The 24,413-nt window shown below is 58.8% G+C and carries 23 protein-coding genes and 1 pseudogene; 10 read left to right on the top strand and 14 right to left on the bottom strand.

Annotated features, from left to right (window positions below; translation table 11 throughout):
• Positions 1 to 7: 7 nt before the first annotated feature.
• The 4 genes and pseudogenes from tssL to tssB all read right to left on the bottom strand — a co-directional run bounded on the left by tssL (position 8) and on the right by tssB (position 4,158).
• Entirely contained in the window at positions 8 to 691 is a 684-nt protein-coding gene (gene tssL / locus CES87_RS24875; protein WP_128608194.1) for a type VI secretion system protein TssL, short form, read from the bottom strand.
• Positions 688 to 2,043: a type VI secretion system baseplate subunit TssK gene (gene tssK, locus CES87_RS24870; RefSeq protein ID WP_128608193.1), complete on the bottom strand. Its 1,356-nt coding sequence runs from the start codon at positions 2,041 to 2,043 to the stop codon at positions 688 to 690. The genes tssL and tssK overlap by 4 nt, the downstream gene beginning before the upstream one ends.
• Before the next feature lie 38 nt (positions 2,044 to 2,081).
• Positions 2,082 to 3,620, bottom strand: coding sequence for a type VI secretion system contractile sheath large subunit (gene tssC / locus CES87_RS24865; RefSeq protein ID WP_128608192.1), 1,539 nt, complete (start codon positions 3,618 to 3,620; stop codon positions 2,082 to 2,084).
• A 44-nt stretch (positions 3,621 to 3,664) separates the two neighbouring features.
• Positions 3,665 to 4,158: pseudogene (gene tssB, locus CES87_RS24860) on the bottom strand (type VI secretion system contractile sheath small subunit).
• An 860-nt stretch (positions 4,159 to 5,018) separates the two neighbouring features.
• Between tssB and CES87_RS24855 the strand changes: the two are divergent.
• Positions 5,019 to 5,759: a hypothetical protein gene (locus tag CES87_RS24855; RefSeq protein WP_128608191.1), complete on the top strand. Its 741-nt coding sequence runs from the start codon at positions 5,019 to 5,021 to the stop codon at positions 5,757 to 5,759.
• Between the two features lie 40 nt (positions 5,760 to 5,799).
• On the opposite strand, the gene CES87_RS24850 is transcribed toward CES87_RS24855, so the two are convergent.
• Positions 5,800 to 6,606: a hypothetical protein gene (locus tag CES87_RS24850; RefSeq protein WP_128608190.1), complete on the bottom strand. Its 807-nt coding sequence runs from the start codon at positions 6,604 to 6,606 to the stop codon at positions 5,800 to 5,802.
• 642 nt (positions 6,607 to 7,248) lie between these two features.
• Here CES87_RS24850 and CES87_RS24845 point away from each other — a divergent pair.
• Positions 7,249 to 7,536, top strand: coding sequence for a fructose-bisphosphate aldolase (locus tag CES87_RS24845; protein WP_128608189.1), 288 nt, complete (start codon positions 7,249 to 7,251; stop codon positions 7,534 to 7,536).
• Between the two features lie 46 nt (positions 7,537 to 7,582).
• Here the strand turns inward: CES87_RS24845 and CES87_RS24840 are convergent, their stop codons facing one another.
• From CES87_RS24840 to CES87_RS24815, 5 genes are all read right to left on the bottom strand, one after another.
• Complete coding sequence (locus tag CES87_RS24840; protein ID WP_128608188.1) at positions 7,583 to 8,170, bottom strand: nucleotidyltransferase family protein; 588 nt, start codon at positions 8,168 to 8,170, stop codon at positions 7,583 to 7,585.
• Between the two features lie 135 nt (positions 8,171 to 8,305).
• Positions 8,306 to 8,854 carry a cupin domain-containing protein gene (locus CES87_RS24835; RefSeq protein ID WP_045057658.1) on the bottom strand — a complete coding sequence of 183 codons (549 nt, stop codon included), beginning with the start codon at positions 8,852 to 8,854 and terminating at the stop codon, positions 8,306 to 8,308.
• Positions 8,855 to 9,236: 382 nt separating this feature from the next.
• On the bottom strand, positions 9,237 to 10,535 hold the full coding sequence (locus CES87_RS24830; protein WP_128608187.1) for an FAD-binding oxidoreductase: 1,299 nt from the start codon (positions 10,533 to 10,535) through the stop codon (positions 9,237 to 9,239).
• 54 nt (positions 10,536 to 10,589) lie between these two features.
• Complete coding sequence (locus CES87_RS24825) at positions 10,590 to 12,080, bottom strand: aldehyde dehydrogenase (RefSeq protein ID WP_128608186.1); 1,491 nt, start codon at positions 12,078 to 12,080, stop codon at positions 10,590 to 10,592.
• 178 nt (positions 12,081 to 12,258) lie between these two features.
• The gene (locus tag CES87_RS24815; RefSeq protein ID WP_128608185.1) at positions 12,259 to 13,635 is read right to left on the bottom strand and encodes a glutamine synthetase family protein; all 1,377 of its coding nucleotides are present in this window, start codon (positions 13,633 to 13,635) and stop codon (positions 12,259 to 12,261) included.
• Between the two features lie 281 nt (positions 13,636 to 13,916).
• Here CES87_RS24815 and CES87_RS24810 point away from each other — a divergent pair, with 281 nt between their 5' ends.
• The 5 genes from CES87_RS24810 to CES87_RS24790 all read left to right on the top strand — a co-directional run bounded on the left by CES87_RS24810 (position 13,917) and on the right by CES87_RS24790 (position 19,218).
• On the top strand, positions 13,917 to 14,678 hold the full coding sequence (locus tag CES87_RS24810) for a gamma-glutamyl-gamma-aminobutyrate hydrolase family protein (RefSeq protein ID WP_128608184.1): 762 nt from the start codon (positions 13,917 to 13,919) through the stop codon (positions 14,676 to 14,678).
• A 350-nt stretch (positions 14,679 to 15,028) separates the two neighbouring features.
• Positions 15,029 to 16,171: a polyamine ABC transporter ATP-binding protein gene (potA, locus tag CES87_RS24805; protein ID WP_128608183.1), complete on the top strand. Its 1,143-nt coding sequence runs from the start codon at positions 15,029 to 15,031 to the stop codon at positions 16,169 to 16,171.
• A 29-nt stretch (positions 16,172 to 16,200) separates the two neighbouring features.
• Positions 16,201 to 17,082: an ABC transporter permease subunit gene (locus CES87_RS24800; RefSeq protein WP_178081481.1), complete on the top strand. Its 882-nt coding sequence runs from the start codon at positions 16,201 to 16,203 to the stop codon at positions 17,080 to 17,082.
• Positions 17,079 to 17,963 (top strand): ABC transporter permease subunit, encoded by an 885-nt coding sequence (locus CES87_RS24795; protein ID WP_128608181.1) that lies wholly within the window; start codon positions 17,079 to 17,081, stop codon positions 17,961 to 17,963. Before CES87_RS24800 ends, CES87_RS24795 begins: the two co-directional genes overlap by 4 nt.
• A gap of 157 nt (positions 17,964 to 18,120) precedes the next feature.
• Positions 18,121 to 19,218, top strand: coding sequence for a polyamine ABC transporter substrate-binding protein (locus CES87_RS24790; protein WP_128608180.1), 1,098 nt, complete (start codon positions 18,121 to 18,123; stop codon positions 19,216 to 19,218).
• Positions 19,219 to 19,453: 235 nt separating this feature from the next.
• On the opposite strand, the gene thpR is transcribed toward CES87_RS24790, so the two are convergent.
• Complete coding sequence (gene thpR / locus CES87_RS24785; protein ID WP_128608179.1) at positions 19,454 to 19,993, bottom strand: RNA 2',3'-cyclic phosphodiesterase; 540 nt, start codon at positions 19,991 to 19,993, stop codon at positions 19,454 to 19,456.
• A 60-nt stretch (positions 19,994 to 20,053) separates the two neighbouring features.
• Here thpR and CES87_RS24780 point away from each other — a divergent pair, with 60 nt between their 5' ends.
• Positions 20,054 to 20,248 carry a hypothetical protein gene (locus CES87_RS24780; protein WP_128608178.1) on the top strand — a complete coding sequence of 65 codons (195 nt, stop codon included), beginning with the start codon at positions 20,054 to 20,056 and terminating at the stop codon, positions 20,246 to 20,248.
• 15 nt (positions 20,249 to 20,263) lie between these two features.
• Here the strand turns inward: CES87_RS24780 and CES87_RS24775 are convergent, their stop codons facing one another.
• A complete protein-coding gene (locus CES87_RS24775) occupies positions 20,264 to 20,617 on the bottom strand; it encodes a DUF1428 domain-containing protein (protein ID WP_128608177.1) in 354 nt (117 codons plus the stop codon).
• 31 nt (positions 20,618 to 20,648) lie between these two features.
• Complete coding sequence (locus CES87_RS24770; protein WP_128608176.1) at positions 20,649 to 21,713, bottom strand: hypothetical protein; 1,065 nt, start codon at positions 21,711 to 21,713, stop codon at positions 20,649 to 20,651.
• Between the two features lie 414 nt (positions 21,714 to 22,127).
• Between CES87_RS24770 and CES87_RS24765 the strand changes: the two genes are divergently transcribed.
• Positions 22,128 to 22,397 carry a hypothetical protein gene (locus tag CES87_RS24765; protein WP_128608175.1) on the top strand — a complete coding sequence of 90 codons (270 nt, stop codon included), beginning with the start codon at positions 22,128 to 22,130 and terminating at the stop codon, positions 22,395 to 22,397.
• On the opposite strand, the gene CES87_RS24760 is transcribed toward CES87_RS24765, so the two are convergent.
• Positions 22,394 to 23,296: a LysR family transcriptional regulator gene (locus tag CES87_RS24760; RefSeq protein ID WP_128608174.1), complete on the bottom strand. Its 903-nt coding sequence runs from the start codon at positions 23,294 to 23,296 to the stop codon at positions 22,394 to 22,396. The two genes, CES87_RS24765 and CES87_RS24760, sit on opposite strands and share 4 nt — an antisense overlap.
• A 213-nt stretch (positions 23,297 to 23,509) precedes the next feature.
• On the opposite strand from CES87_RS24760, the gene CES87_RS24755 reads away from it, so the two are divergent.
• Positions 23,510 to 24,413, top strand: a 904-nt coding sequence (locus CES87_RS24755; RefSeq protein WP_256591081.1) for an MFS transporter, incomplete at its 3' end; no start/stop codon positions are given.

The following is a 24,413-nucleotide window of genomic DNA, read 5'->3' as shown; positions in this document are numbered from 1 at the left end:
TGGCCCCTCACACCTGATCCGGCAGGAGCGTGGCGATCAGGCCGCCCAGCCAATGGTCCAGCCCCCACCAGACCGTCGCGACCAAAAGCCCCACTGTCAGCACATGGGCGAGTGGCAGCCCCAGCCAGGCCAGCATTGCGCTTCGAGGACTTCTGCCGGCCTGCGTAGCAATCGCCTGATTGAGCTTCAGCGGCGCGACCTGAGCACTCAGCTCAGTCAACAGCTGCTCACGCTCGGGGTCATCCGGGTCTTGATAACGGCCCTTGAAACCCAGCATCAGCACTCGCTGATATACCGTCAGCACAAGCAGGTCCGGCGCAGGTTCGCGCAGCACTTCGCGCATCTCTTCATAGAGAAACTCGCCGGCTTGATGTCGATTGAAAAATCTGGCTTGCAGCGGCTCGCTGGCCCACTTGGCATGCCCATCGTCCTTGACACCGCCGAGCACGGTTTCATCCAGCAATGCGCATTGGGCATGGCTGATGTGCTCGATGCTGCGCGCGCTCAGACCAGCCTTTTCAAGCTGCTGGCGTGCGAACTGGACCTGCTCGATGCATAGCGCAACGAAATCTCGTTTGTCATCTACAGAGGCGCCGTGCCGCAGTTCGACCACCAGCAGATAGCTGTCTTGCAACAGCGAGTCGATCTCCACCGCGGTGGCGGCGTGTTTCTTTGACGTGATGGGATTCATGTGCGCAGTACCGCGAAGAGTTCGAGTTTGACGTCGGCCAGGGTGCCGGGGACGTAGAAAGCACAGGTCCCGAACTCCTGCATGGCGCGCCCTTGCGCATGGCTCAGATCAAGGGCGAAGTACTGGTTTTCCAGTCGCAGGGGGATGGCGGCCGGCACATGACTGAGCGACTTTAGGGGCACACCATCAAGCGCGGCATTGACCAGTCGATCGACATCATCCGGCGTGCCGATCTTGCACAGGCGCGGGAACTGCTCCTGCAACTGCACGGCCGGCAAACGGCAACGCACTGACAGATAAAAGTCGGCGCTGTCAGGCTCGCGCAGTCGTGCATCGTCCAGTGATACCTGCCAGCGGTTGGCACCTTTCTCCACAAGCTCAAGGGCAATGACCCGCGAAGGCAAGCTCGCTTCGAGCAAGCTTGCGATCATGCTTAGCAAAGGTGGGAACACGGTCTCCAGTTGGTCATGACGATAGGGCGGAATCTGCTCGATATCGTGTTCCAGCGAAAAGGTCAGCAGGCTGCCGGCAAGCTTCGAGAGTTCCAGATAGACCTGCTCCGGGTGCCGCGCTGGCCAGGCCTTGAGATCGGCCAATACCGGCTGATAGGTGTTCAGGGCGTTGAGCAGCCAGAACAACGACACGTCGGCCACAGCGAAGTCCGCCATGCGCTGGTTGCTCTCGCGCCGCATGCCCATCAGCCGCCGACGTTTGGCAGACAACTGGGTCAACAGATTATCCAGTTGTGTCAGCAGTCCCGGATGTGCCGCGAAGCTGAGCAACGGTGGCACGTAGGCCGGGTCAAGACTCCAGCCGCCCTGCCCGTCGCGCAGCACACGCGCGATTGGGCAGGTCAGGTAATCGCCATTATCGTCATGTGCAAAGCGCAAGCTCAGTACATGCTTTAGCACCCCAATCGATTGGGTCTCGTCGCCATAAAGATCCTGCACCTGGCGCCAAACCTGGCGGTAGCGCGTCGGTCGATCAGCCTTGGTTGTCTCCATTAGGCAGTTGTTGCCGTTGGCCTGCTCCAGGGGCAAGGCCAAGAGCAGCGTCGCTGATTGCATGTCCCCGGCAAGCAGTTCGGCCAGTTCCAGCCCCCCCGGCAGGCAATCGACACGATCGGTGTCGATCAAGGTGCCATCGGGCATGCGCAGGCGCAGTTGGCTCGCCTTGAGCTTACCCAGTCGTAGCGCTTGCAAGTCAAACGCCACTGCCTGGATACCCCAGGGATGTACCAGGGACAATTGAGCCAGACACTCATTGGCCCAGGCTTCCCAGCGCCCCTGCTGCTGGAATTGCTGCGGAGACAACAAGGCCCCCGCTGACCACAAAGGACGGTCGATCTTCATGAGGTCGTTTCCTGACGAAATGGCTTGGGTAAAGAGACTCAGGCTTTTGCCTTGGGCATCTGCGAAACCAGCGACAAATTGACGTCCATGCCTTCCACCTGAAAATGCGGCACGGCATACAACTTGACGCGGAAGAAGCCCGGGTTGTCTTCGATGTCTTCGACGGTCACCTTGGCGTCGCGCAGCGGATGAGAAGCCTGCAGGTCGTCTCCCGGATCGGTCATTTCAGTCACCAGTCCGCCGATCCATTTGTTCAGCTCCAGTTCCAGCAAACGGCGGTCCTTGGTCGTGCCGATGTTCTCGCGCTGGATCAGCTTCAAGTAATGGGCAATGCGCGACAGCAGGAAGATGTAAGGGAGGCGGGAGTTGATGCGACTGTTGGCAGTCGCGTCGGGCGTGTCGTACAGCGCTGGCTTTTGCGCAGAGTTGGCCGAGAAGAAGCACGCGTAATCGCGATTCTTGTAATACGAGAGCGGGATGAAACCGAGGTTGGCGAACTCGAATTCGCGCGTTTCCGGAATCATCACCTCCGAAGGAATCTTCACCTGATTGCCCGTGCCCAGATCGTACAAGTGGATGGGCAGGCCGGTGACCGCTCCACCGGACTGCGGTCCGCGGATCTGCACGCACCAGCCGTTGGCGATAAAGCTTTTGACCATGTTGGCGGCGAAGGCGAACGAGGCGTTGGTCCAAAGATATTTATCGTGGTCCGGGCCTTTAACGCTTTCGATGTAGTTGAAGCTGCGCACTGGAACGGTATCTGGGCCATACGGCAGACGTCCTAGCACGCGCGGCATGAGCAAGCCGATGTAACGAGCATCGTCACTGTCGCGGAACGCCTTCCACCGGATGTATTCGGCACGGTCGAAGTAATTGCCGATGTCCTTGATCGCGGCCACTTCTTCCATCGACTGCTTGCCAAAGAACGACGGGCCGACGGAACCAATGAACGGCATGTGCGCGGCTGCCGACACTTTGGAAATATTGCGCAGCAGGGCTATGTCTTGCGGACTGCGATCGAATTCGAAATTGGAAATTGCAGCGGCAATCGGCTCACCACCCGGCGTGTCGTACTCCTGGGTATAGGTGTGTACGTAAAGGCCACTTTGCGCAATTTCAGGGGCGTCTTCGAAATCCTGTACCAGGTGATCCTTGCTGATATCCAACAGTTCGATACGGACGTTCTGGCGGAAATCGGTTTGATCGATCAACGACTTGACGCCGCGCCAGGTTGACTCGACTCGCTGAAAATCAGGGTGGTGCATGACTGCATCGAGCTGGCGACTGATCTGTGTATCCAGCGATGCTATATGTTCGTCCAGCAGGGTTTTATCCAGACGCTCGACTTTCTGCGACGACTGCTTTAGTAAATTCAAAAATACGCTGACCGCTGCGGTTACCCGCTCATCGGCTGTCGCTTCCGAAAGCGCTTCGGCATTCTGGAAAATCTCAATCCCACCCAATGTTTCAACTGGACTTAGATTGATCTTGCCAAACAGCGCGCTGTAAACACCTTTGCTTTCTTCAGACAACACTGTAGCGCCGCGCGATTGCACGTTAGAACTTTCTACCGACATTATGGAAACTTCCTTTTTTATTGAACCGTGGTGAACTAACGAACTTATTGCGGAGCCAGCGCCGCCAATTCGGCTCGCAGCTCGTTACTCAGTGCATCATCCTTAAGGATTCGTTCCAGCTCGTAACGGAAGGTGGCGTTGTCCAACAGGTTCGACTTGAGATCGCGCAACAGATTGCGCATGGCCAGCAGCGCGCGGAGCTGCGGTATTTGCCGGGCCACTTGCTCTGGCTCGAAATCCTTCATGCTCTCGAAATGCAACTCGACCAATGCTTCGCCAGCATCATCAGCCAGGGTGTTTTCCACCGCCAGCTTCAGCGCGGGAGAATACTCGGCCAATACGCTATCGAAGTTAATCTTGTTGATACTGACCTTGTTTCGCGCCGATAAAGTACGCTGCTCTTTGCCGTTGCTGTAGTCGCCCATCACCATCAATTTCAGGGGCAATTCGACTTTTTCTGCGCACCACCGGTGTGCAAATCGAGCTTTATGTTGACCCGAGCCTTGGGCACTTCATTTTGAAAACTATTCGAAGCCATAACTCCTCCATGCAAACTCGCGATAGCGGCTGCCATAACAAACTGAATAAAAAATTAATTCATCACTCCTGAGGACGCGACAAACTCCCTGCCTCGGTCTATTTTGACGTGCAACGATGCACGATCCAATGCAGTAATGCCTCTCAGATTACGATCAAGAGGCGTCCGACGCCCTACGCGGAAGTAACCTACAGGACATTGTAGGAATCATCAGACGCGACTCCCAAAGCAATTCACAGAAACGCTATCGAAGAGCTGATTTGAAATACTAAGAGCTTCAATCAGAACTGTCTGGGCGATACGAACTATCAGATTTGGCTTCAAAACGAATCGTCCTGGCTGCGTTCCTCTCCTGAACAACTGAAGGTCCAGATTCGTTCATTACGCTCGTTTTCGATATAGGAATTTTCCGTTCTTGTGGAGGGGATCTGCATCAGTTGGACGGTGAAGTCGCAGCCCTCAAGAGCGACCCGACGACTTCCCTTACAGACCAAACCCGCTATTTTTAACAGCACAAAGGGAAACACCTCACCAGGAGCATGCGGCGCGCTTGATACGTTGGGGATACGTCACAGCGCGGCGCTGTTTCCCGGCTGTTACCTCAGCGCGCCTGTTGTCACTTCTGCACCGTCGGGCCGGTCAATACAGTAGGGACTTCGGTGAGCAGGGCGGTCGAACAACCGCTCTGCTGCTTTATCCTGAAAGTCCCTTCGTTGATACAACCTCGTTACCCACCTGTAACGCCAAGACACTTAGCCACCGTACCTCATGCACCTAGAGTGAAGCCCTCATTGGACCGACAGGGTTGACCGCCCACGGCCCATTGATTGCCCAACACACCAACAAGGAAGAGGGAAACCATGAGCAAATCAATTGCTGTCAGCCAACATAGCCAGCAGCTTCACAATGATGTGCAAGAAGCGGTCAAGTCGCTTCTCGGCGCCACCAAGGCCCTGACCCCTACCGACTACGGCAAGGTGTTCCGGTCAACCCTGGCAGCTTCGCAAAAAACCGTCACCATCGAGATCGCCTCCGCTGATCTGACCCTGCTGAAAAAGTCCGGCTACAAGCTGTGTTTTGCCAAAAAAGTAGGTGACGAAGACTACAACGTGGTCTGGCAGTCCTATGTCGCTTTCCTGAGCAACAACGAATTCAGCTGGACGCCGCAGTATCAGCTGTTCGCTACCAATGTGTTCAAGGAAAACGTACAAGTCAAAGTCTCGACCAACATCGTCAACATCGGCCTGGGCCAAACCTCGACGCTCGCCGACTCTGGCCTGTTGAGCCCGGCGGTGACGGGTGGTCCTGACACCTCGTTTACGTTCGTAAACGACTACGCGCCGATTCACCCAGGGGTCAACCAATTGTCCACCGGCATAGATGGCAACCAGGTCAGCACGCCCATCTACGTGGCCGTCAATCAGGTCGTCACCGGCAACACCGTGCTGACACCGGTCGAAACCATCCTCGTGTGGTTCGAACAAAACGTGCAGACGAGCACCATGTTCAGTTCCTCACGCTCCAAGGCGATCGAAATCGACCTGACTTTCGATAACACCGCAGGTCGCCTTTACGAAGACGGTGTGTGGAAAACGATCTGACCGAAGCGCCGGGGGGCAACCACAGGGTTGCCCCTTCCCTTCAGTTATCGTCCATCACGTTGCCAGCGAAGTACCCCGTCAGCGAGTGACAAATCGACTCCGCCAAATCCTCCTGAGTCGCAATGCCATACGGCTGATTGCGATCGAACTGCCCTGACCAGCGAATCCGCCCCTGCGCTATATCCACCAGCCGCAACGACGCCCTAACCCTCGCCGGCTCGACCCGCACGCTGCCCTCCAGGCAATAGCTGTAACGCCTGCCACGCCCCAGCTCAGATGCTTGCACACTATTGCGCGCGACCCGCATCAACACATGATTGGACCCGGTCTGCGCCTGCTCGAACGACTCGAACAAGCGACAACTCAACTCCTCGCACAGACCCCTGGTAAAGTCGTCTCCATCGCGGGTGATGCAGGTAAACGGCTGGATCTGCAGAACAGGATGGCGCGTGCCAACCCCCTTGGGCCGCAGCCGCTGATACGCCATGCGATAACAACCGGGTGGAATGCTCAACCGCACCGGGTCTTGCTGGCCGTTGGTGGCGTAATGCGCCGCGAGCTTGCGGCGCAACCGCCCCACCTGTACCCGCACCACCGGATCGTCACCCGTGCAATACACCGCCGGGTCGCGACGAAACACCTCGATGCCAATGGCGTGCTCGGTAAGAGGTGGGTTGGGAGAATGCAGGTCGTGCTCGACCATAAAACGCAACAAACTGCCCATCCGCCTGGACTTGGCAAACAACGGGCTGGCCAGCAACAACGCCAGCACCCGTTCCATCTCTTCACGATCGAGCGACTCGGGAACTCCCGCCGCACTCGAATCGATCATTCGCTTGATAAACATCGCCTGCCTCCGTGCAGGTTGCCGACAGGACTGGATGTCGTACTCCGTGGGAATGCTTGCAACGTGAGCCAGGAATGGGCTCGGGCGTTGCAACGTCCAAGCGTAGCAGTCGTGATGAGATCGGGAGGCAATTGCAGTGATAGCCACCCGCCATCCGACGAACGTTCAATCTGAAGGTCTGCAAAATATGTAGGGCATTTCCCATTGTGGCGAGGGGATCTATCCCCGCTGCGTCGCGAAGCGCCCCCAACCCTGCTAGCTCATTTCCTAGGACGAATCTGAGTGTCCGGTTTGCGGCGGCTGCGCCACCGAACGGGGATGAATCCCCTCGCAACAGTGGCCTCGCATGGTCCTACACACCTGCGGCAACCCGGTTGAAGGTATCCAAAATGCCTCTTATTGTAGGTCCCGTCGCTGACCGCAGTCAGTGATTGGGTTTCGCAGCCCTAGCGAGTTAAGTCCACAACCGTCAAAATACGACGCGGCATTTTCGCCTGTGTTCTGTTTTATGGCGGCTGTGCGTGGGAGACCTTCGGGTCTGCCGAGTCTTAGCTCCTCGGTCTGCGAACCCACGTATAGCTGCCACCCAATTTGTTTCGCAGCAAACGGTGGCCAATTCTTCACTTGAGCTAAGGATTTCCGATGATCAATCCACTTCCGCCACGCCGCTTCATCCCCATGAAACAATTCGCCACCGACTACCCCGTCCTCCTGATCGACAACCAAGCCCCCATCCGCGAACTGCACAATTGCGTCAGTGAACGCCTCAACGCCGCCCTCAAATACCTGCATCTGATGGCCTGCACCAGCCTCCCCGACTACGCCGAAAACGACGTCAACACCGTCACCGAAATCGCCCGGATTCTGCTTCAGGATGTGCGCGACGTTTTTAGCGTGATTGAGCAGCGGGGGTTTGAGGTGCCCAAGTGACAACGACCACCTTCTAGCCATAGAAAACCCGCATTAATGCGGGTTTTCAGCTTTTCAGGTCGGGACTTCCGAAACGGTCCGCGAGGATCCTGAGCCAGGGCCAGCGAGCCTGATAACTTTTCGCCTTCTCATCGAACAAGTCCGGCTGTGGATTTTTCGGGTTGATACGAAGGACCCCTTGTTCCGTGTCCGCCAGGCCATTTGGTGCATAGACTTCGCCTGTTGCAACATCAAGCCCGATACAGGTACCCGCAATCAGGTAACGATCAACTCCGTCTTTTGATGACTGAAGCGCAGGATACGGTTTGCCAAAGCGCTGACCGTACCAAAGGTGCACGCGGGCCTGATTCTTGATTTCAATGCTGACGCCAAGGTCATGGAACAGGTGTTGGGCCGACTGTATAACTTCGTTTTCAGCTTCCCAGGACAGATCCGTGTCGAAGTAGAAAACGTCGTAATCCTTGATGCCCCAGTCTGCCGGCTGATCCGACTGATGATTCCACACCGCCTGGAACAGGCAGCCGGCGGTGAGCATGCATTGATTCAGGCCGAGAGATGGCAGGCGTGAGGTAATTTCTGCGTTTATTGGGTTGGTCATGGCAATTCGGACCAACTCTTCGGCAGTCAATGTCATGTTCGTTCCTTGAAACCCGACGGGACGACGCATTACGACCTCTGTAGGAGCCGGCTTGCTGGCGAAGGCGGCGTATCAAGCAACACGGATGGCGCCTGGCACACCGCGTTCGCCAGCAAGCCGGCTCCTACAGGATCAGAAGTTTGCCGGGGTGTTGGCGCTGATGATCTCTGCCTCATCCTGTCCAATGTTGCGAAACCGATGCGGCAACGTCGTCGGAAAGTAATACCCATCTCCGGCATTCAACACACTGATCTGCCCATCAACGGTCAGCTCAACCGTGCCCCGCGTCACCAGCCCGCACTCCTCCCCTTCCGAGTGCACAATCGGCTCTTCCCCCGAACTGGCACCCGGTGCGTATTGCTCGCGTAGCAGGCGCATTTGTCGGCTCGGCACCGAGGCGCCGATCAGCAGCAGGCGCAGGCCGTGGCGGCCGAGGTCGGGTTGTTCGCTTGCGCGGAAGACGTATTGGTGCTCGCGCGGGGGTTGATCGAAGGTGAAAAAGTCCGCCAGGGACATGGGGATGCCTTCGAGCAGTTTTTTCAGGGAACTGACCGAGGGGCTGACGCGATTCTGTTCGATCAGCGAGATGGTGGCATTGGTGACGCCGCTACGCCGGGCCAGCTCGCGCTGGGACAGTTTGTAGCTTTCGCGTACTAATTTAAGTCGTGAGCCCGTGTCCATGACAGCCTTATGTGCCAACCCATAGGAGCGAGCTTGCTCGCGATTTCTATCTGACCTTCAACATTGATGTCGGCTGAACCAACGCTATCGCCAGCAATCGAACGTCGACCGGCTGCTCCTACAGTGATAATGGAAGGGTGGAGAGCAGGCGTGGATCACGCCGTTTTCCGGTCCCGCAAACGTGAAAGGCGGCTATTAAATCACGTTTGTTGGTGTTGCTGTAGGAGCGAAGCTTGCTCGCGAAAGCGGTGCGTCAGGCGACATCAATGGTGGCTGATATGGCCTCTTCGCGGGCAAGCCTCGCTCCTACAGGGTTGTTGCGGTGTTTTTGCAATTAAAAAACCGGCGACACCTTTTGGGGCGGCCGCCGGCGAGGTAAAGCTTAGATCCCGAACCGGTCGCGCAGCGAGTAGTACACGGCGCCCATGGCAGTGAGCGGCGCGGAGAACGTGCGGCCGCCGAACATCGGCATGTGTGGCAGGGAGGCGAATGCGTCGAAGCGTTCGGCGTCGCCGCGGATCATTTCCGAAATCAGTTTGCCGGCCAGGTGTGAACAGGTGACGCCATGGCCGCTGTAGCCCTGCATGTAGTAGGCATTCTTCTCGATACGACCGAATTGCGGCATGCGCGACATGGTTAGCAGGAAGTTGCCGGTCCAGCGGTAGTCGATCTTCACGTCCTTCAGTTGCGGGAAGGTCTTGAGGATTTTCGGCTTGATCAGTTGTTCGATGTCGTCCGGCTCGCGAGCGCCATAGACCACGCCGCCGCCGTAGAGCAAGCGGTTGTCGGCGGTCAGGCGGAAGTAGTCGAGCAAGTAGTTGCAGTCCTCAACGCAGTAGTTGTTTTTGATCAGGCTGCGCGCAACTTTTTCCGACAACGGCTCGGTGACGACGATTTGCGAGCCGCAGGGCATGCTCTTGCGGGTCACGCGGTTATCGAGGTCCTGCGGCAAGTAGGCGTTACCGGCGATCAGCAGGTATTTGGCCCGCACCACGCCCTTGGCGGTGCGCACGGTGATCGGCTCGCCGTAGGTGATTTCCACCGCCGCCGATTGCTCGAAGATCTTGCCGCCCAGGCCGATGATCGCCGAGGCTTCGCCCAGGGCCAGGTTCAGCGGATGAATATGCCCGCCCTGCATGTCCAGCAGGCCGCCGACGTAGTTGTCGCAGCCCACTTCGCGCTTGATGTCAGCCTCACCGAGCAGGGTCAAATTCTTGTTGCCGTAGCGTTCCCAGCTTTTCTTCTGCTCGGCCAGGCCTTTGAGCTGCTTCTTGTTCAGCGCCGCAAAAATGCCGCCCGGACGGTAGTCGCACTGAATGTCGTAGTGTTGTATGCGCTGACGAATGATGTCGGCGCCTTCGAAAATCATGCTGCCGAGCACTTCGGCGGTCTTGTCGCCATAGCGCTCTTCGATGACATCGACGTCGCGGCTGTAGGAGTTGACCAGTTGGCCGCCGTTGCGACCACTGGCGCCGAAGCCGACTTTCGCCGCTTCCAGCACGGTCACGCTATAACCCGCTTCGGCGAGGAATAGTGCCGAGGACAGGCCGGTGTAGCCGGCGCCGATCACGCAGACATCGCATTCCACCCGCTCTTCAAGTACCGGGAAGTCGCCGGTGAAGTTGCGGGTGGCGGCGTAGTAGCTGTTTACATGCTGTTGATTAGAAGAGTCTTGTTTCATAGGTTTCTCCGATGGCCACCGGCGTGCCGGCGACCGTCGCTTTTTTTATAGGTGTTAGAGCTTGATCCAGGTCGCTTTGAGTTCGGTGTATTTGTCGAACGCATGCAGCGATTTGTCCCGGCCGTTGCCTGACTGCTTGTAGCCGCCAAACGGCGCGGTCATGTCGCCGCCGTCGTACTGGTTGACCCAGACGCTGCCGGCGCGCAAGCCACGGGCAAAGGTGTGGGCCTTGCTCAGGTTGCTGGTCCACACGCCTGCCGCCAGACCGAAGATGCTGTCATTGGCAATTGCCAGGGCTTCTTCAGCAGTATCAAAGGTGATCAGCGACAGCACCGGGCCAAAGATTTCTTCGCGGGCGATGGTCATGGCGTTGGTCACGCCGTCGAAAATCGCCGGCTCCACGTACAGGCCGCCAGTGTCCTCGAGGGTGCGTTGGCCGCCGGCAATCAGCTCGGCGCCCTGCTCCTTGCCGATGTCGATGTAGCGCAATACGTTATCCAGTTGACGCTGATCGACGACTGCGCCGACGGTGGTCGCAGGGTCGAGCGCGTGCCCCGGTTTCCACGCTTGCAAGGCTTCCACCAGCAGCGGGATGAACTGATCGCGAATCGAACGTTCCACCAGCAGGCGCGAGCCGGCGGTGCAGACTTCGCCCTGGTTGAAGGCGATGCCGCTGGCTGCCGCCTGGGCTGCCACGCGCAGGTCCGGCGCATCGGCGAACACCACGTGCGGGCTCTTGCCCCCGGCTTCGAGCCAGACGCGTTTCATGTTGCTTTGCCCGGCGTAGATCATCAGTTGCTTGGCAATCGCGGTCGAACCGGTGAACGCCAGTACGTCGACGTCCATGTGCAACGCCAGGGCCTTGCCGACCGTGTGACCGTAGCCCGGCAGCACGTTGAACACGCCTTTGGGGATGCCGGCATCGAGGGCCAACTGGGCGATGCGAATCGCGGTCAGCGGCGACTTTTCCGAAGGCTTGAGGATGAACGAGTTACCGGCTGCCAGCGCCGGGGCGAATTTCCAGCTGGCCATGATCAGCGGGAAGTTCCACGGCACGATGGCCGCGACCACGCCGGCCGGTTCGCGAGTGATCAGGCCAAGTTGATCGTGGGGCGTGGCGGCGACTTCGTCGTAGATCTTGTCGATGGCTTCGGCGGTCCAGCGGATCGCGTTGGCGGTCGCCGGAATGTCGACGTTCATCGAGTCGCTGATGGGTTTGCCCATGTCCAGGGTTTCCAGCAGCGCCAATTCTTCCTGGTTGGCCAGGATCAGGTCGGCGAAGCGGATAAGGATTCGCTTGCGCTCGACCGGGGCCAGGTTGGCCCACACGCCGGACTCGAAGGTACGGCGTGCCACGGCTACCGCTGCGTTGGCATCGGCTTCGTCGGTGCTGGCGACGTTCGCCAGAAAGCGACCGTCCACGGGGCTGATGCATTCGAACGTGGCGCCGCTGGCAGCTGCGCAATATTGACCGTCGATGAAGGCACGGCTTTCGATGTTGAGGGACTGGAAGCGTTGCTCCCAGTCGCTGCGAGTGATTGTCATGGTTGTGACTCGACGCAGGGAATTGGTGACTGGCGGGCGAACACCGCCAATCAAACTCTGGTAATCCGATCCCCTGTAGGAGTGAGCCTGCTCGCGATAGCGGTGAATCAGTCACCATCACCATTGAATGTGATGACGCAATCGCGAGCAGGCTCACTCCTACAGGGTGGGGTGGTCTTCAGACCGTGTGTAGATACCAGTTGTACTCAAGGTCCGAAATCGAGTTTTCGAACTCGGCCAGTTCGCTTTCCTTGCACGCCACGAACACGTCGATGTACAGCGGGTCGATGTACTTGGCCATGACTTCGCTGTCGTCCAGCTCGCGCAATGCATCGCGCAGGTTGTTCGGCAGGCTTTGCTCGTTCTGCTCGTAGCTGTTGCCTTCTACTGGCGCGCCCGGTTCGATCTGGTTGGTCAGACCGTGGTGCACACCGGCCAGGACCGAAGCCATGAGCAGGTACGGGTTGGCGTCGGCGCCGGCTACACGATGCTCGATGCGCACGGAGTCCGGCGAACCGGTCGGCACACGCACAGCCACGGTGCGGTTGTCGATGCCCCAGCTCGGCGAGTTCGGCACGTAAAACTGTGCGCCGAAACGGCGGTACGAGTTGACGTTCGGGCAAAGGAACGCCATCTGCGCCGGCAGGGTCTCGAGCACACCGCCGATCGCGTGTCGCAGCGCGGCGTTCTGCTCGGGATCCTCGCTGGCAAAGATGTTGTTGCCTTCTTTGTCGAGAATCGAAATGTGCACGTGCAGACCGTTACCTGCCTGGCCCGGATACGGCTTGGCCATGAAGGTGGTGTCCATCTCGTGGTCGTAGGCGATGTTTTTCACCAGACGCTTGAGCAGCACTGCGTAATCGCAGGCCTTTATAGGGTCGGACACGTGATGCAGGTTGACTTCGAATTGCGCCGGGGCGCTTTCCTTGACGATGGCGTCAGCCGGGATGCCCTGCTCTTTCGCGCCTTCGAGGATGTCTTGCAGGCAATCGACGTATTCGTCGAGGTCGTCGATCAGGTACACCTGGGTCGACATTGGACGCTTGCCGGAAACCGGCGAACGTGGCGATTGCGGACGACCGTTCACGTTGTCCTGGTCGATCAGGTAGAACTCCAGTTCGAACGCGGCGCAGATGGTCAGGCCCATGTCGTCGAACTTGCGCACCACATTGGCCAGCACTTCCCGCGGATCGGCGAAGAACGGCTGGCCTTCCAGTTCGTGCATGGTCATCAGCAGTTGTGCAGTCGGGCGCTTTTGCCACGGCTCGATGCTCAGGGTTCCTGGGATTGGGTAGCAGATCCGGTCGGAGTCGCCGATGTCCAGACCCAGGCCGGTGCTTTCCACCGTAGAACCATTGATGTCCAGAGCAAACAGAGACGCCGGCAGGTTAATGCCCTTTTCGTAAACCTTGTGGAGACTGGTGCGTTCGATGCGCTTGCCGCGCACCACACCGTTCATATCCGCAATCAGAAGGTCGACGTACAAAACCTCAGGATATTTCTTAAGGAATGCGTTTGCTTCGTTGAGTTGAACGGTACGCAGAGGGACCGACATGATGCACCTATTTAGCTGTTAATTATTATGTTCACTGCCCTTTCACGTAGCCAGTCAATCCGAAAGGCAAAGTGAAGTCAATAGCGAACACTCAGCCGTTCAGCGTTTATTTTAGGGCCTCTCAGGAGGACGAGAGTGCCACATCAGCCGCCAAACGCCCGTAAATCCCGAAGATCTGACGTGCGGCGTTTAGAATTTTTTACATGAGAGTTGTTAATTAAAATCAACAAGGCTAAGCTCCAGAAAAGCTCGTTCAAGTGTGAAACTTCGAGGTGATAAAAATGGCACTCAAGCCATTGATCGGCGTTACTGCCTGCGTCAAACAGATTGGCCTGCACCCCTGCCATGTCAGCGGCGACAAGTACTTGCGTGCTGTCAGCGTTGCGGCGCTGGGGCTGCCCGTCGTTATTCCTTCCTTAGGCGACCTGACTGAAATCGATGACCTGCTGGGGCAGCTCGACGGTCTGTTGCTGACCGGTTCGCCATCGAATGTGGAACCCTTCCACTATCAAGGCCCCGACAGCGCTCCCGGCACCGAACACGATCCCCAGCGGGATCGCACCACCCTTCCCCTGATTCGCGCGGCCATCGCCGCAGGCGTTCCAGTGCTTGGCATCTGCCGCGGCTTTCAGGAGATGAACGTGGCGTTCGGTGGCAGCCTGCATCAGAAGGTTCATGAGCTCCAAGGCTTGCTCGATCACCGCGAAGCCAACCATCCGGATCTGGCCGTGCAATACGCACCCGCTCATGCGGTGAACGTGCAGCCCGGCGGTGTATTCGAAGCGCTGGATCTGCCACCGGTGTTCCAGGTCAATTCGATTCACAGCCAAGGCATCGACCGACTGGCCCCCGGCCTGCGCGCCGAGGCCGTCGCTCCCGATGGCTTGATCGAGGCGGTCTCGGTCGAGCAGAGCAAGGCCTTTGCCCTCGGCGTGCAATGGCACCCGGAATGGCAGGTCCTGGACAACCCGCCCTACTTGAGCATTTTCCAGGCGTTCGGCGAAGCGTGCCGGCAACGGGCGGCGCTGCGGAATTCGCGCTGACGTAACACACGAACAATCCATTTACTGCCCCCGTGAGTCAGTCGGGCGTGCCTTTGTGCGTCCGGCCCTCACGACAACAACACACTGCAATAACAACAAGTACCGCAGCCAGGAAGGCGGCACCGGATAAACCCGGAGTGGGAAACGCAATTCCCTGTAGGAGCGAGCATGCTCGCGATGGATGTCCGGACACCGCGGACATTCAAACTGCCAGCGTTATCGTTGGCGACCATCGCGAGCGTGCTCGCTCCTACAGAAGAAGCCGCGTCGACCTTGAAGCCCCGGGTTTGCAATCAACTATTAAGTCAGGCCGCGTTGGCCCGACGACTGAAACCTGTTGGGAGTTTCACATGGCAAACGCCTCCAGCATCTACAGGAAGGCTCTTGAAGGTCACCAGGCACCGAAAAAGGTGTTGGTGAAAGTCGATCGCGTTACCAAGAAGTTCGACGAAACCACCGCCGTGGACGATGTGTCCCTGGAAATTCATCAGGGCGAAATCTTCGCCCTGCTCGGTGGCTCCGGTTCCGGTAAATCGACGCTGCTGCGCATGCTCGCCGGCTTCGAGCGTCCGACCGAAGGCCGGATCCTGCTCGACGGCGTCGACATCACCGACATGCCGCCGTACGAACGGCCGATCAACATGATGTTCCAGTCCTACGCCCTGTTCCCGCACATGACCGTGGCGCAGAACATCGCCTTCGGCCTCAAGCAGGACCGTTTGCCCGCGGCCGAAATCGACGCCCGCGTCCAGGAGATGCTGCGTCTGGTACACATGACCCAATACGCCAAGCGCAAACCCCATCAGTTGTCCGGCGGCCAGCGTCAGCGCGTGGCCCTGGCCCGCTCCCTGGCAAAACGTCCGAAACTGCTGTTGCTCGACGAACCGATGGGCGCGCTGGATAAAAAGCTGCGTTCGCAGATGCAGCTGGAACTGGTCGAGATCATCGAACGCGTCGGCGTAACCTGCGTGATGGTGACCCACGATCAGGAAGAGGCCATGACCATGGCCGAACGCATTGCGATCATGCACCTCGGCTGGATCGCGCAGATCGGTAGCCCGGTGGACATCTACGAGGCACCGGTCAGCCGCATGGTCTGCGAGTTCATCGGCAACGTGAACGCCTTCGATGGCACGGTGGTGGAAGACCTGGAAGGTCACGCGATCATTCACAGCCCGGACCTGGAGCAGAAGATCTACGTCGGTCACGGCGTCAGCACCTCGGTGCAGGACAAGTCGATCACCTACGCGATCCGTCCGGAAAAATTGCTGGTCAGCACCACCAAACCCGACGCCCGCTACAACTGGTCCAGCGGCAAGGTACATGACATCGCCTACCTCGGCGGTCACTCGGTATTCTACGTCGAACTGCCTGGCGGCAAAGTCGTGCAATCGTTCATGGCCAACGCCGAACGCCGTGGTGCGCGTCCGACCTGGAACGATCAGGTCTACGTGTGGTGGGAAGACGACAGCGGCGTGGTACTGCGCGCATGAGAACCTTCAATCAGCAATTCCTGCGCCTGGTGCCCAGCGGTCGAAAGCTCGTCATCGGCATCCCGTTCCTGTGGCTGTGCCTGTTCTTCATGCTGCCGTTCTTTCTGGTGATGAAGATCAGCTTCTCGGAAGCAGCCCTGGCCATTCCGCCCTACTCGGAGATCTACACCTACGCCGAGCAGAAATTCCAGCTGTTCCTCAACATCGGCAACTACACGTTGCTGGGTCAGGATGAGCTTTATCTCTCGGCTTACCTCGGTTCGTTGAAGGTAGCGTTTTTCAGCACGTTGATGTGCCTGGTGCTCGGCTTTCCGATGGCCTACGCCATCACCAAGGCGAGCAAGGAAGCGCAAAACGTCTTGATGCTGCTGATCATGATGCCGACCTGGACCGCAATCCTGATCCGCGTTTATGCGTGGATGGGCATTATCAGCAACAACGGTCTGCTCAATGCGTTCCTGATGTGGACCGGGTTGATTTCGCACCCGATCGAGATCCTCAACACCAACACCGCCGTCTACATCGGGGTGGTCTACGCGTACTTGCCGTTCATGGTGCTGCCGTTGTACGCCAACCTGGTCAAGCACGATGGCAGCCTGCTGGAAGCGGCATCCGACCTGGGTTCGAGCACCTTCAACAGCTTCTGGAAAATCACCGTGCCGCTGGCCAAGAACGGGATCATCGCCGGCTGCATGCTGGTGTTCATTCCAGTGGTCGGCGAGTTCGTGATTCCGGAACTGCTGGGTGGTCCGGAGACGCTGATGATCGGTCGCGTGCTGTGGCAAGAGTTCTTCAATAACCGCGACTGGCCGGTGGCGTCTGCCCTGGCGGTGGTGATGCTGTTGATCCTGATTGTGCCGATTCTGCTGTTCAACCGCAGCCAGGCCAAAGAGATGGAGGCACGGGGATGAAACGTTTCGGCTTTTCAAAAATGATGCTGGTATTCGGCCTGTCGTTTATCTACTTGCCGATGCTGATTCTGGTCATCTACTCGTTCAACGCCTCCAAGCTGGTGACGGTCTGGGGTGGCTGGTCGTTCAAGTGGTACGCCGGCCTGCTCGACAACACGCAACTGATGGGCTCGGTGGGGCGCTCGCTGGAAATCGCCTGTTACACGGCGGTTGCCGCGGTGGCACTGGGGACGCTGGCGGCGTTCGTGCTGACCCGGGTTACCCGCTTCAAGGGTCGTACGTTGTTCGGTGGCCTGGTCACCGCGCCGCTGGTGATGCCGGAAGTGATCACCGGTCTGTCGCTGTTGCTGCTGTTCGTGGCCATGGCGCAACTGATCGGCTGGCCGATGGAACGCGGCATCGTGACGATCTGGATCGCTCACACCACGTTCTGTGCGGCGTATGTGGCGGTGGTGGTGTCGGCGCGCTTGCGTGAGCTGGATCTGTCCATCGAAGAAGCGGCGATGGACCTCGGTGCCAAGCCGTTCAAAGTGTTTTTCCTGATCACCATCCCAATGATCGCACCGTCACTGGCGGCTGGCGGCATGATGTCCTTCGCCCTGTCGCTGGATGACCTGGTACTGGCGAGCTTCGTTTCCGGTCCGGGTTCCACGACCCTGCCGATGGAAGTGTTCTCGGCGGTGCGTCTGGGCGTGAAGCCGGAGATCAATGCCGTGGCCAGCCTGATTTTGCTGGCGGTGTCGATCGTGACCTTCATGGTCTGGTACTTCAGTCGCCGTGCCGAAGTCAGCCGCAAGCGGGCGATCCAGGAAGCCATGGACCAGACAGCGAGCGAATCCTGGCAACAACCTAAAAAGCAAATGCTCGAAGCAACGGCCTAGTGCCTACCTGTAGGAGCGAGCCTGTCGAAGCGTCGAACCGTCGCGATGGACGTTAACGATGACGTGGACTGGCAGAATTAACGCGTCGTCCTTGAGTTTTTCGCGAGCAGGCTCGCTCCTACAAAAGAGCGAATAAAAAGAGAATGGAGTTGTACCGATGAAAATGTTTGGCAGGACTCTGCTGACACTGTCCTTAATGGGCGCGATCGCTACTGGCGCCCAGGCCAATGACAAGGTACTGCGCGTCTACAACTGGTCGGATTACATTGCCCCGGACACCGTCAAGAAGTTCGAAGACGAGACCGGGATCCAGGTGACCTACGATGTGTTCGACAGCAACGAAACCCTGGAAGCACGCCTGCTGGCAGGCAAATCCGGCTATGACATCGTCGTGCCGTCCAACAGTTTCCTGGCCAAGCAAGTCAAGGCCGGTGTCTACCAGGAACTGGACAAGTCGAAGCTGACTAACTGGAAAAACCTCAACCCGGTGCTGCTGAAAAACGCATCCGCCAGCGACCCCGGCAACGCCCACGCCTTCCCGTACATGTGGGGCTCGATCGGTATCGGTTTCAACCCGGACAAGGTCAAGGAAGTGCTCGGCGCGAACGCCCCGACCAACTCCTGGGACTTGCTGTTCAAACCGGAAAACGCTGAAAAACTCAAAGCCTGTGGCATCAGTTTCCTTGATTCGCCGACCGAGATGCTCCCGGCCGCCCTGCACTACCTGGGCTACCCGGCGAACGATCAGGACAAGCGACACATCAGCGAGGCCGAAGCGCTGTTCATGAAGATTCGCCCGTCGGTGGCGTACTTCCATTCGTCGAAATACATCTCCGACCTGGCCAACGGCAACATCTGCGTGGCCGTCGGTTACTCCGGCGACGTGCTGCAGGCCAAGGCCCGCGCTCAGGAAGCCGGGGACAAGGTGAAGATCGACTACAGCATCCCGAAAGAAGGGGCCGGCAGTTTCTACGACATGGTCGCCATCCCGCGCGATGCCGCCAACGTCGAGAACGCCTACCTGTTCATGAACTTCCTGATGCGCCCGGACATCATCGCCGAGATCACCAACAGCATCGGCTACAGCAACGCCAACTCGGCGGCTACGCCGTTGGTGGATGAAGCGATTCGCAACGATCCGGGGTCGTACCCATCGCAGGAGGTGATGGCGACCTTGTATGCGATTCCGGATATGCCGATTGGTGTGCAACGGGTGATGACCCGGGGCTGGACCAAGGTGAAACTCGGCAAATAGCCGCGAAATGATCGTTCCCACGCTCTGCGTGGGAATGCAGCCCGGGACGCTCTGCGTCCCTTTCGAGAGCTGGAACGCGGAGCGTCCCTTGAGGCATTCCCACGCGGAGCGTAGGAACGATCATTATCACCGCACAAACTTTTTCCGTTCATGCAGCGCCTTACCACCGCTGCACTCACCTGGCTCCTCGGTTAAGGTGAAGTTTGGCGCCCTCGGGCGCCTTTTTTGTTTGAGCTTATGCCGTTCCCAGCGGCCAGGAAGCCAGGGCCCGGTAGCGGCCCTTGTGCGATTCGAACAGGGTGAAGCGATCGGCCCGCAGGAAAAACTCCGGTAGCGTGGCGGACTCGGGAGCCGGTGCGCGAAAGTCGCGGGCCAGGGTCAGGTGTGGTCGAAATTCCCGTGGAGCATCTTCAAGCGCAAACGGCAACAAGGCCTGCTCCAGGTCGTACACCAACCGCAACAATGGCGGCGGCGCCTGCTCCGGTGCCAATACCAATACCCCTGCCCTGCGCCAGACATCCAGCCGATCCAGCACGACGGTCAAACGCTCGCCCGACGTGCGGACAGATGCGGCAGCCTCGCAGATATCGGCAATTTGCGCCGCACCAACCGAACCCAGAAATTTGAGGGTCAGGTGAAAATTTTCCGCCGGCACCGGGCGTCCGCTGCGCAGTTGCAGGGCGCTGCGCCAATGGGCGATGGCCTTGCGTTGCTCTGGTGCGCAATCCAGAGCAAAAAACAGTCGTTTGAACGGTTCGCGGGATTCGTCGCTCATTCGTGGCACCTCCTGACATCCAAGTTATAGTTCATGCAAACGATTGAACTGGAGGGGGCCATGCGAGAAATCATCAGCAAAGAGCCATGGTGGGCCGTGCCACCGAAACCCGGTCAAGATGAGTCCGAGCTCGAATGGGGCTGGCTGGTTCACTACAACGAAGGTGAGCCGCGTTTCGAGTTCGTCAAGCAGCGGCCGACTGACAGCGAGATTCGCAATCGCAAGAGCTGCAGGATCACACCGACACCAGAGTGAGCCTGCAGAGGCTGCTCAAGCCTTCACGATGATTTCAAAGCCGCCGAAGATCATCCGTTGGCCGTCGAACGGCATGGGATTGACGTCCGGCTTCATCCTCGGGTCGGCCATCATTTTTTCCATCGCTGCGTCACTGGTGGCCTTGTCCGGCCAGATGAGCCAGCCAAATACCACGGTTTCATCTTCCTTGCGCTTCACGGCCATGGGGAATGAGGTCACCTTGCCATCGGGTACATCATGACCCCAGCACTCGACCACACTCAGTGCACCGTTTTCCTTGAAAAGCGCGGCGGTGATCTCGGCGTGTTTCTTGAATTTTTCGCGGTTGGCGGTGGGCACCGCGGCGACAAAAGCATTCACATAAGACATGAGTGTTCACCTGCTTCGTAGGTAGATGCGTTCATGGGGTGATCTGCTGGTTAGTCGATTGGCTCGGGTGCAATTCGACATCACCGGCATCCAGACCGACCGGCGGTTGCGCGCTGCTGGCCAGGTTGCCTTCGATCTGTGCCGCCATGTACAAGGTCCCGGCCATCACTCCGGTAGTCGGGTTCTGCACCAGCTTCGTCCAGGCCTTGTCGAACGTGTTGCCCAGGCTGCTGCGAATCAGCGCTTCGCTGTCCGGCCGGTCGGCGGCCTGAATCAACGCTCGAATCCCTGCGACCCCGACGGTAATCAATCCTCCCGCCAGTTTCCCGGCGGCCGCCGCCACGGCACCGGCCGCCCCGCGCGGGGCCATTTCGGCTTCCATTCGTTGGCTGGCGCGCCTGGCCACCGGCGCCATGGCGGTGTCGGTGGAGCCGACGCCCTTGTCGCCACCGGCCTGGTGGATTTTGTCGACCAGCGCGGCGTACGCCGGCAGAGTACTCAGCGATTCGCTGCGCACCACCTGATAAAGCGAGGCGTCCCGGGCAGGTGGAGGCCCGAGGGCAATGGCGGGGATTTTCTGGATGCGGCCATTGAGCTGAGCCATCGGCACGCCGTGGCGCTGGGAGATTTTCTGCAGCTCTTCCTTGAGGATGTCCACGTAGAAGGCAGCCGCCAGGCTGAGAATCGCATCAGGATCAATCTCCACCGCCACCGGAGCCAGCACTTTTTCCCGGTATTTTTCCAGCAGATAAGCGGCCAGGCGTTTTTCCGAAGCATCCTGTTCACCCTTGGCACTGATGGTGTACCAACTGACTTTCATCGAAAGCCATTCCTGGGTCCAGTAGCTGCTGAACCAGGGTATGAAGTTTTCTTCGGTCAGTTCATAGACCCGCGTACGCCAGTAGTCCATGGCACCGCGGGCGTAGATCCTGGTCTGCTCGGTGGCTGATTGCGACGCCTCGATCATTTCCCGATCCACCTGCTGCCACACGCTTGGCGCCACCATGACCTGCGGTGTTTCCACCGGCGCGCGCGGGGTCGTGGCGCATCCCGCCAACACCACCAGCACGGCGACGATCAGCGAACGCAGGTTCAAGATCGTGGTTTCCTGAATTTTGCGCCGAGCCGAATGTTCGGCGCTTGAAAGGCCCTGAATTGAGTATAGGTGGCGGTCGTTGCCCATTCGGGTCTGATGGTGATCCTGAGGCCGTCTTCGCGGGCAAGCCTCGCTCCTACAGATGCAGTGTCGTTATAGATACTGTAGGAGCGAGGCTTGCCCGCGAAGAGGCCCGAAAGACCACCACAAAACCGACCATCACTTGCATCGATATTCACAATCGCCACGATTGCCTTCCGCCCGCCGACCGTCAGCGTAGGATCAATATCAACCCAACACGAAACCTGTAGCGGAGGGTCGAATCATGCTAATCCATCTCCTGACCTGTCTGGCCCTGACGGCCTTCACGTTGAGCGTATTTGCCTGGTTCGTCCTCACCGAGGAGCGCACGTCATGATCAACGAAGTCACCCTGTCCGTGAGCTTTCCGGTGTTCGGCAACAACTACTACTCGCAGCAATTCGAGTCTCGTAAAGTGTTGACCCTGATGTTCGACAAAAAATTCGAAGCATTGCTGATTCCGGCAGCTGGTCATCACTTCAACAACGAAGTGGTCGGGCTCAACGATCAGTTTCGCTTCCTCAACGATGTGCTGGCCGAGCATTTGCTTGAGATCGAGATGGCTCGGACCTCACCCCGTTCGGCGCGCCCCTTCACCTTTTAAGGCGTTGCATCGGGTGCCGCGCAAACCTCGCGCAGGCAGCCACGCAACCAGCGATGCACCGGGTCGGCATCCAGCCGCGGATGCCAGAGCATGGCCACGGGAAATTCCGGCAGGGCCAACGGCAAGGTAAAGCTGCGCATGCCGGTACGCAGATTGGCAGTGTGGCGTTCCGGGACACTGGCGATCAGGTCACTGGATCGGGCCAGCGCCAGCGCGGTGGAGAAGCCCGCAACGATTGTCACGATCTGCCGCTGCAGATCGAACGCCTCCAGCGCATCATCAATTGGCCCCCTGTCCAACCCACGCCTCGAAACACTGATGTGGCTGCCTGCCGCGAAGCGCGCCGGCGTGATCTCGCATTCTGCAAGCACATGCCCCGAACGCACGACGCCGATGAAGCGGTCGCGGAACAAGCCCTGGGTCCGCAGTTCCGGGCCAGCGGCCTTGCCGACTACGCCGGTTTCCAGATCGACCGTACCGTCGCGCAGTGAAGTGCTGTCTTTGTCGGGTTTGTGCACGAAACGCAGGCGCACACCCGGCGCTTGCTCGGCGACACGTGCAATTAAGGCGACGCCGAAGTTTTCGACGAAACCTTCGCTGGTGCGCAAGGTGAAAGTGCGTACCAAGTGTTTGAGATCCGGTTGCTCGGCCGGGCGCAGCACCGCTTGAGCCTCCAGCACAAGCTGACTGACCCGCTCACGCAATTCCAGCGCTCGCGGCGTCGGCACCAGGCCGCGCCCTGCCCTGACCAGCAGCGGATCGCCCGTAGTTTCGCGCAACCGCGCAAGTGCCCGACTCATCGCCGACGGGCTCAGGCGCAAGCGCTTGGCGGCCCGAGCCACGCTGCCCTCGCTTAGCAGGACATCCAGTGTGATCAGCAAGTTGAAATCGGCAGTCATGCAACACCTCGCAGCGTGGTGATATGGCGTCAAGAGCACGTATTAAGTGCAACTGGTGCGTCTTCCGCCATGTTAGGCGCGGGGGTAGCTTTTCGGTAGCTCCAATCGGGAGTCACCAGAAAAGAGGAACAGCATGGATTCCACACAGCAGTCACAGAAAACGGGCATCGGACACTGTCCGTCAGCTGGGTGTTGGCCAGCCTATCGCTGTCGATGCTGCTGTCATCCCTGGGCACCAGCATTGCCAATGTCGGTTTGCCGACGTTGGCCCAGGTGTTCGATGCGTCCTTTCAGCAAGTGCAGTGGATCGTCCTCGCCTATTTGCTGGTCATCACTACCCTGATCGTCAGTGTCGGGCGGCTCGGTGACGTGATGGGTCGGCGGCGTCTGCTGTTATGCGGTATCGCTTTGTTCACGTTGGCTTCGGGCTTGTGCGCACTGGCGCCAACCCTGGGACTGTTGATTGGCGCGAGGGCCCTTCAGGGTCTCGGCGCGGCGATCATGATGGCGCTGACGATGGCGTTTGTGGGCGAGACGGTGGCAAAGGAGAGGACCGGTAGCGCCATGGGATTGCTCGGCACAATGTCGGCCATTGGTACGGCGATGGGACCGTCGCTGGGTGGAGTGCTCATCGCCGGGCTGGGCTGGCGAGCGATTTTCCTGATCACGGTGCCATTGGGCTTGGTGACGCTGCTGCTGGCCTGGCGCTATTTGCCTGCTGATCAGCAGAAGGCAAAAACAGCACGACGGGTTTTCGATCCGCTGGGCACTTTGCTGCTTGCCCTGACGCTCGCCGCCTACGCGTTGGCCATGACCCTTGGACGCGGTCATTTTGGCCGTTTGAACATTGCGTTGCTGTTGACAGCTTGCGTGGGTGTCGGGCTGTTTGTGTGGGTTGAGAAGCGTGTCGCTGCGCCGTTGATCCGACTGGCGATGTTCCATGATCGGCAGCTCAGTGGCAGTCTGGTTATGAGCCTGTTGGTGACCACGGTGATGATGGGCACGCTGGTGGTCGGGCCGTTTTATCTGTCTCAGGCTCTTGGATTAAGCGCCGTCGGGGTCGGGCTGGTGCTGTCGGTCGGACCATTGGTCGCCGCGCTGACCGGCGTGCCTGCGG

This window comes from Pseudomonas sp. ERMR1:02 (genome assembly GCF_002277815.1).
GTDB lineage: Bacteria > Pseudomonadota > Gammaproteobacteria > Pseudomonadales > Pseudomonadaceae > Aquipseudomonas.
Note: the sequence above shows the minus strand (reverse complement) of the source record. Positions and strands in the feature narration are given on the sequence as shown.